At 65.2% G+C, this 8,324-nt stretch carries 2 protein-coding genes and 2 rRNA genes (1 of these 4 running past the window's edge); 2 read left to right on the plus strand and 2 right to left on the minus strand.

Translation table 11 applies throughout. From position 1 onward, the window contains the following. Positions 1 to 483 precede the first annotated feature (483 nt). Both ACX9TP_RS24970 and recD2 read left to right on the plus strand, forming a co-directional pair. A complete protein-coding gene (locus ACX9TP_RS24970) occupies positions 484 to 2,904 on the plus strand; it encodes a CBM96 family carbohydrate-binding protein (protein WP_482973118.1) in 2,421 nt (806 codons plus the stop codon). A gap of 248 nt (positions 2,905 to 3,152) precedes the next feature. Beyond that, positions 3,153 to 5,363, plus strand: a complete 2,211-nt coding sequence (recD2, locus tag ACX9TP_RS24975) for an SF1B family DNA helicase RecD2 (RefSeq protein ID WP_482973119.1) — start codon at positions 3,153 to 3,155, stop codon at positions 5,361 to 5,363. A gap of 83 nt (positions 5,364 to 5,446) precedes the next feature. Here recD2 and rrf read toward each other — a convergent pair. Both rrf and ACX9TP_RS24985 read right to left on the minus strand, forming a co-directional pair. Further along, positions 5,447 to 5,563, minus strand: a 5S ribosomal RNA gene (rrf, locus tag ACX9TP_RS24980). 163 nt (positions 5,564 to 5,726) lie between these two features. Continuing rightward, a 23S ribosomal RNA gene (locus ACX9TP_RS24985) occupies positions 5,727 to 8,324 on the minus strand; it runs 366 nt beyond the window's last position.

Raw genomic sequence — 8,324 nt, forward strand, 5'->3', positions numbered from 1 at the left:
GCTCGAATGAATCTGGGACATCGGCGTGCGCGCTGGCAGCAGTGTGGCGTCTCGCGGCGAGGGCCCTCTCCGCAGCCTGCCGGCGGACGCGCCGAAGACGGGCGCCACATCCACTGCCGATCCTGTCACTGCCTCGCGGGGCATACCCCTCGTCCCTCGCACGAGAAGGCGACGAGCAGCTCGTCCTTGCAACTCCCGAGGGACTGGAACAGCCACCAGAAATCCAGCCGTGGGCCGTCGGGAAGGAGGTGGCGCGCTCACGCCACAGGATTGGGAAACACTTGCCCAGCCGTGCCCTCCTGTTCGCCCGTGACGCACGCGTGCGCGCCTGTCATTGAATGCGCGCCGTCCAGGACTCCACGTCCCACGGCCCCCGTGCGCTGGTTTCCTCCTTGCTAGCGACAGTGCCTGGCGGGGGCATGCAGCGAGGGGGCAGTCGTGCGACGTGGAGCGGGCGGTGGAAGGCCACGCCTTGGATGGGGCGTGCTGGCGACGTGGATGCTGTCGATGGTGGGCTGCGGCGGAGGATTCGAGCTCACCGACACGGGCGACAGGGACGAGCGGCCCTGGGCCGAGTCGCGACAGGCGGTGGATGGGACGTACGTGGTCAACGTCCTCTCGGACGTCACGGTGGACGCGCGCGAGCCGGACACGAACTTCGGCACCGCGACGCGGCTGACGGTGGACGGCTCGCCCGAGCGGCGCACGTACCTGCGCTTCATGGTCGGCAGCGGGCTCGATGGCCAGCGGGTGAAGCGCGCCACGCTAAGGATGTACGCGACGGACCCCAGCGCGGACGGGCCGGCGGTCTACGCCAGTGCACCGGACTGGCACTACCGCACCCTCACCTGGAACAACGCCCCACCTCCGCGCGAGCCCGTGCTGGCGGACGTGGGCCCGGTGGCGGACAACGCCTTCACCGACTGGGACGTGACGGCCTGGGTGCAGGGAGGGGGCGAGTACTCCTTCGTCCTCGTCTCCACCACGGACGACGGCGTCGTCTTCCTGTCGGACAACGGGACGGATGACGAGCGGGATCCCCAGCTCGTGTTGGAGCTGGAGCCCTGCCCCACCCCGCGCCCGACCGTCATCGAGCCTGAGCTGGACACGACGGTGACGGAGGCGACGCCGGACACGGGTGCGCCGGGGGATGGCCGACTCGTGGCGGACGGCTCGCCGCGCCGCGAGTCGTACCTGTTCTTCCGTGTGGCCACGGACCGGCCCATCCGGAACGCACGGCTTCGCCTGTACGCGCGGGATGGCTCTTCGAACGGCCCGGCGCTCCACCGCGTTTCGTCGTCCTGGACGGGCGGAGACGTCACCTGGAACACCCGGCCCACGCTGGAGGGCGCGCCGCTCGTGGACCTGGGCGCCGTACGGACGGGCTCGTGGGTGGAGCTCGACGTGAGCAACGCGGTGACAGGACCCGGGACGTACGGCTTCGCCCTGGTGTCCACGAGCGGTGACGGCGTGGACTACACCTCGCGCGAGGGCGCGGCCGGCTTCCGGCCCGAGCTGGTCCTCTCCCAGGACGCGCCGTCCTGCGGCTACGTGGGGGACGGCATCGGCGGCACCGTGTCGTCGACACGCCACCTTGGCGCCGAGGGTGACGAGGCGCTGCTCGCCATGGCCGCGGACGGGAGCGGCGGTTACGTGATTGCCGGAGGGTTCTTCGCACGGGGCGGTACCTTCCCGGCCGACTTCGGCGCGGGCCCGCTGCCGGAGGGGTTCGGCATGGTGCTGGCGCGCTACCGGGGGGACGGCAGCGCCCTCTGGACGCGAGCCTTCCCCTCGGAGGGTGTGTCGGCCAAAGCGGTCGCCGTGGCAGGGGATGGGAGCATCCTCGTGACAGGCGCCTATTACGGCACGTTGGACCTGGGCGCCGGGGCGCTGCCTCCCGTGGAACCCGGCGCATCCAACCTCTTCGTCGCGCGGTTCGACGCGAACGGGCAGACGTTGTGGAGCCGGGGCTTCGCGGCGTTGCGGGGTGGCACTCCGGGGCGAGCGTTTCCCTACGCGGTGGCGGTGGATGCAGGTGGCAACGTGGCGGTGACCGGCGTCTTCGTCGGGCTGATGGACCTGGGCGGCGGAGTGCTCGTTTCGGGGCCTGGTGCGTCCGGGGCCACCGAGTCGCGGGACGGCATGTTCCTGGCCCGCTTCCATGCGGACGGCTCGCACCGATGGTCGAAAGCCTTCCCCAGTGGCTTGACGGAGACCACCGAGGGTCAGGTGCTTGCCATGGACGGCGCAGGAGGCGTCCTGGTGGGAGGCGTGCTGGCGGCAGGCACGGACCTTGGGGACGGGGCGGTGGCGGGGCGTGCGCTGTTCCTGGCGCGGTACTCCGACGCGGGGGCGCTCCTGTGGAAGCGGGTGCTGTCAGGCGCCACGGGCTCGATGGTGGGCCTGGGCGTGTCCGGGGACAGGGCCTTCTTCACCGGACAGTTCCAGGGGGCGTTCACCTTCGGCGGGCAGACGTACACGCAGGTGGCGGGTGGGGACTTCTACCCATTGGACCATGACCTCCTCCTGGGCGCGGTGAGCCTGCACGGCGGAGACGCATGGCTGCGGCACCTGGGCACATCGGGCCCCGAGTCCTCCCATGCGTTGTCGGTGGGGCCGGACGGCCAGGTGGTGCTGGTGGGCGAGCTCAGCCGGCCCACGGCCTTCGGCTCCGCCTCCCTGGGCACGGGAAGGAACTTCGTCGGCGCCTTCGATGCAGAGGGGGAGGTCCGCTGGCTGCGCTCCTCCGGCCGGGTGCCGCTGGAGGAGGCCGCCGTGCTGAGCACGGGCGAGGTGGTCGCCGGCATGCGCTTCAACCAGGAGGTGCCGGTGACGGTGGACGGGCGCGTGTTCGAGCAGGTGAACAACTCGCAGGACATCCTGCTGCTGAAGCTGCGGCCGTAGCGGACCGGGTGCGCCCCCGGCGGAGCGAGGGCCGCCTCGCTCCAGCACGGGCGTGCACACCTCCGCGCGCCGCTGAAGACACCGGGCCTGGGAGGCAGGCAGGCAGGCACGCGGCGGGACTGCATTCGAGGCGGCGTCAGCGGCCGAAGGCCCTGTTATTTTCAAGGACCATGTCCGCCCCCCGTCCTCCCCCGGTCTACGCCGCCGACGCGGGTAGTGCCCTCCCCTCCGTGCGGGACGGGGCCCCGGTGGCCCGTGGAGCGGCCGGCGCCCCTCCGCGCCCCACCACCGTCCTGGAGGGAAGCCTCGAGCGCATCACCTACACCAACGAGGAGGCCGCCTGGAGCGTGGTCCGGGTGGTGGTGCATGGCCGCAAGGAGCCCATCACCGCGGTGGGCAACCTCCTGGGCGCCCAGCCGGGGGAGTCCCTGCGCCTCACCGGCGAGTGGGTGCAGGACCGGAAGTACGGGGAGCAGTTCCGCGTCGTCTCCTACGGCACGGTGAAGCCCGCGACGCTGGTGGGCATCGAGAAGTACCTGGGAAGCGGGCTGGTGAAGGGCGTGGGCCCGGCCATGGCCAAGCGCCTGGTGGCGCACTTCGGCCTCGACACGCTGGAGGTCATCGACTCCAAGCCCGAGCGGCTGGCCGAGGTGAAGGGCTTCGGGGAGAAGCGACGCAAGCTCCTCGTCGAGACGTGGGCCGAGCAGCGCGACATCCGCCAGGTGATGGTCTTCCTCCAGTCTCACGAGGTGCCGGCCAGCTTCGCGGTGAAGGTCTACAAGCAGTACGGCGCCCAGGCGATTCCCGTGGTGCAGGACAACCCGTACCGGCTCGCCATCGACGTGTATGGCATTGGCTTTCGCACCGCGGACCGCATTGCCCAGTCGCTGGGCGTCCCCACCCACTCGCCCAAGCGCGCCGAGGCGGGGGTGCTGCACGTGCTCCGGGAGTTCTCCGAGGAAGGCCACCTCTACGCCCCGCGCGACAAGCTCACCGCGCGTACGGTGGAGATGCTGGAGGTGACGCCCGAGCTCGTGGAGGCGGCCATCACCCGACTCGCCGCCGCCGAGTACCTCGCCGTGGAGGGGGCCAGCGCCCTGGCCCACCCCCGCCCCGAGGACGCCGTCGAGGCGGTGTACCTGAAGGCGCTGCACGTCTCGGAGGTCGGCGTCGCGAACCTCCTCAAGGCGCTCGCCGCCTGGCCCGCGCGTCCCCTCGAAGTGGACGTGGAGCGGGCGATTGCCTGGTTCGAGGGCAGCCACGGCCTGTCGCTCGCCCCCGAGCAGAAGGAGGCGGTCCGCCAGGCAATGGTGGCCAAGGTGCTGGTCATCACCGGCGGCCCGGGCACCGGAAAGACGACGCTGGTCAACGCCATCCTCTCCATCCTGGAGAAGAAGGGCCGCAAGCTCCTGCTCTCCGCGCCCACCGGACGCGCGGCCAAGCGGATGGGCGAGGCGACCGGGCGCGAGGCGGAAACCATCCACCGACTGCTCGAGTACAACCCGCGCACCCACGGCTTCCTCAGGGACAGGAACAACCCGCTCGAAGCCGACGTGCTGGTGCTCGACGAGGTGTCCATGGTGGACACCGTGTTGATGCTCAACGTGCTGAAGGCACTGCCGCCCCACTGCCAGCTGCTGCTCGTGGGAGACGTGGACCAGCTGCCGAGCGTGGGGCCCGGCAGCGTGCTCCAGGACATCATCGCCTCCGGGCACGTGCCGGTGGTGCGCCTGAAGCACATCTTCCGCCAGGCCCAGGCGAGCCTCATCATCACCAACGCCCACCGCATCAACCAGGGAGAGCTGCCCCAGGTGCCGCCCGCGGACGCGCTGGCCGACTTCTACTTCGTGGAGAAGGAGGCGCCGGAGGCCATCCTCGAGACAGTGAAGACGCTGGTGAAGGAGCGCATCCCCCGCCGCTTCGGGCTGCACCCGGTGGACGAGGTCCAGGTCCTCGTCCCCATGAACCGGGGCCTCATCGGCACGGCGAACCTCAACGCCACGCTGCAGGCGCACCTCAACCCTTCCGGGGAGGAGCTCACCCGCGGCCACCGGACCTTCCGCGTGGGCGACAAGGTCATGCAGGTGCGCAACAACTACGAGCTCGGCGTCTTCAACGGAGACATCGGGCGCGTGGAGGCCATCGACAAGGAGGAGCAGTCCCTGGTGGTGCTCTACGACGGGCGGCCGGTGGCCTACGCCTGGTCTGACGTGGACGAGCTGGTCCTCGCCTACGCCACCAGCGTGCACAAGTCGCAGGGCAGCGAGTACCCGTGCGTGGTGCTGCCCCTGCACACGCAGCACTTCACGCTGCTTCAGCGAAACCTGCTCTACACCGCCGTGACGCGGGGCCGGAAGCTGGTGGTGCTGGTGGGAAGCAAGAAGGCGCTGGGCATCGCGGTGCGCAACGGCGACACGCAGAAGCGCTTCACCCGGCTCGCCGCGCGGCTGCGCGACTGAAGGCCGCAAAGGCAGACGCGCAAAGACACGCAGAAAAAAGAAAACCCCCGTTGCCACGAGGGCAACGGGGGTTCTCAAAAAGAATCCGGCAGCGACCTACTCTCCCGCGCGGTTTCCCGCGAAGTACCATCGGCTCTGGAGGGCTTAACTTCCGTGTTCGGGATGGGAACGGGTGGGACCCCTCCGACATAGCCACCGGAAAACAAGCGACAGTGCATACAAAGGGTAAGTTTCAATTCTCTGCGAGAAGAAGTCTCGCCGTGCCTATTTAGAAGCGTCTTCCGGGCGAGTGCTTTCGCACTCAAGCCTCGGCCTTGGCCCCGAGTCCCTTACGCCCCAAAAGGAGGCATGGAAGAGAACGGGGAAAGTAAGCCGCTCGACCCATTAGTACCGGTTAGCTCAACGTGTTACCACGCTTACACACCCGGCCTATCAACGTCGTAGTCTTCGACGGGTCTTCAGGGGCTTGCGCCCGGGATACCTGGTCTTGAGGTCGGTTTCCCGCTTAGATGCTTTCAGCGGTTATCCAATCGGCACATGGCTACCCAGCGATACCTCTGGCGAGATAACTGGTACACCAGCGGTGCCTCCAACCCGGTCCTCTCGTACTAAGGTCAGAGCCTCTCAAGTATCCTACGCCCACAGCAGATAGGGACCAAACTGTCTCACGACGTTTTGAACCCAGCTCGCGTACCGCTTTAATTGGCGAACAGCCAAACCCTTGGGACCTGCTCCAGCCCCAGGATGCGATGAGCCGACATCGAGGTGCCAAACCTCCCCGTCGATGTGAACTCTTGGGGGAGATAAGCCTGTTATCCCCGGAGTACCTTTTATCCGTTGAGCGATGGCCCTTCCATTCAGGACCACCGGATCACTATGACCTGCTTTCGCACCTGCTCGAGATGTCTCTCTCGCAGTCAAGCTCCCTTATGCCATTGCACTCGCCGCCCGGTTTCCAATCGGGCTGAGGGAACCATCGCGCGCCTCCGTTACTTTTTGGGAGGCGACCGCCCCAGTCAAACTACCCACCAGACAGTGTCCCAATCCCGGATGACGGGACATGGTTAGACACCAGAAATCAACAGGGTGGTATTTCACCGTTGCCTCCACCGAACCTAGCGGCCCGGCTTCAAAGGCTCCCACCTATCCTACACAGTCAATCCCTAGTGTCACTGTCAAGTTATAGTAAAGGTTCACGGGGTCTTTCCGTCTTGCTGCGGGTAAACTGCATCGGCACAGCTATTTCAATTTCGCTGAGTCCCTCTCCGAGACAGCGCGGAAGTCGTTACTCCATTCGTGCAGGTCGGAACTTACCCGACAAGGAATTTCGCTACCTTAGGACCGTTATAGTTACGGCCGCCGTTTACTGGGGCTTCGGATCATCGCTTCACCTTGCGGCTGACGAATCCCCTTAACCTTCCAGCACCGGGCAGGAGTCAGACCCTATACGTCGGCTTGTCGCCTTCGCAGAGTCCTGTGTTTTTGGTAAACAGTCGCTACCGCCATTTCTCTGCAACCTCTCTCGGCTTCGGCTGTACGCCTACACCTACCAGAGGCCCACCTTCTTCCGAAGTTACGGTGGAAATTTGCCTAGTTCCTTGGAGGAGAGTTCTCTCAAGCGCCTTAGGATTTTCTCCTCACCCACCTGTGTCGGTTTGCGGTACGGACACCCTATGAGCTCCCTACGGGACTTTTCTTGGAAGCAGAGCATCAGCGACTTACCCCTTACGGGGCGCCATGGGGTCTCGGGGATAGCTGCCGCGCCTTTAATCGTACGCGACACCCCTACGCCTTTAGACTGACACAACCACCGGTCAGCTCGCCTAGCTTTCTCCGTCCTCCCTTAGTTCAACGCTCACAAGATGGCGCAGGAATATTAACCTGCTTTCCATCACCTACGCCTTTCGGCCTCGGCTTAGGTTCCGGCTAACCCTGGGAAGATTAACTTGACCCAGGAAACCTTGGGTTTACGGCGAGGGGGTTTCTCACCCCCTTTATCGCTACTCATTTCGGCATCAGCACTCCCAGTCGCTCCAGCCGCCTTTACAGTCGACCTTCGCTGCAACTGGGACGCTCCCCTACCGCCATGCGTTTTGCGCATGACCCGAAGCTTCGGCACTAGTCTTGAGCCCCGTTACATTTTCGGCGCGGCCTGTCTTGACCAGTGAGCTATTACGCTTTCTTTAAAGGATGGCTGCTTCTAAGCCAACCTCCTGGTTGTCAATGACCTGCCACATCCTTTCTAGTGTTCACTTAGACTAGATTTGGGGGCCTTAGCTGTCGGTCTGGGTTATTCCCCTCTTGCCAATGGACGTTATCACCCACTGACTGCGTCCCGGGATAACAATTGCCGGCATTCGGAGTTTGGTACGGTTTGGTAATCTGGTGAGACCCCTAGCCGTTCCAGTGCTCTACCTCCGGCATTGAATTGCCCGAGCCGATACCTAAATATCTTTCGGGGAGAACCAGCTATCACGGAGTTTGATTGGCCTTTCACCCCTACACACAGCTCATCCCAGAAATTTTCAACTTTCATGAGTTCGGTCCTCCATGCGGTGTTACCCGCACTTCAACCTGGCCATGTGTAGATCACCCCGCTTCGGGTTATAATACACGCAACTGAATCGCCCTTTTAGGACTCGCTTTCGCTCCGGCTCCACCTAACGGCTTAGCCTCGCTACGTATATTAAGTCGCCGAATCATGATGCAAAAGGTACGCCCTCGCACTGGCTTGCGCCGTAGTGCTCGGACTGCTTGTAGACATGCGGTTTCAGGTTCTTTGGACTCCCCTTACCGGGGTTCTTTTCACCTTTCCCTCGCGGTACTAGTTCACTATCGGTCGCCAAGGAGTATTTAGCCTTACCGGATGGTCCCGGCGGATTCAGACAGGATTGCACGTGTCCCGTCTTACTTGGGTACCCCACTCAGCTCCAACTCGCTTTCGCGTACGCGACTATCACG

The sequence above is a fragment of the Pyxidicoccus sp. M15 genome, assembly GCF_056858435.1.